This is a genomic window from Micrococcus sp. GbtcB5 (assembly GCF_019091605.1).
Lineage (GTDB): Bacteria > Actinomycetota > Actinomycetes > Actinomycetales > Micrococcaceae > Micrococcus > Micrococcus luteus.
On sequence record NZ_JAGXJK010000534.1, the window covers coordinates 1 to 233 of the forward strand.

Annotated in this window: 1 protein-coding gene; it reads right to left on the reverse strand. The window is 80.3% G+C overall.

Annotated features, from left to right (window positions below; translation table 11 throughout):
• Positions 1 to 233 (reverse strand): hypothetical protein (locus tag KVS67_RS13390; protein WP_217565587.1); only part of this gene is annotated, 233 nt, incomplete at both ends.

The following is a 233-nucleotide window of genomic DNA, read 5'->3' on the forward strand; positions in this document are numbered from 1 at the left end:
CCGCCCGCGCCGGGCGGGCCGGGCGGGCGCCGGACTGTGCGCGGGCCCCCCGGGCCGGCGCGCCCCCACCGAGGATCAGGTCGAGCCGCGGGCGGATGCCGAGCACCTGGTGGACGGCCCCGCCGAGCACGCGGTCGCCGCCCCGGCCGAGCAGCGACTGGCGGGGTCCGTCCTGCTGGAAGCCGACCGTCAGCAACGAGCCGTCGTAGCCCGCGACGCTCGCGTTGTCCTTC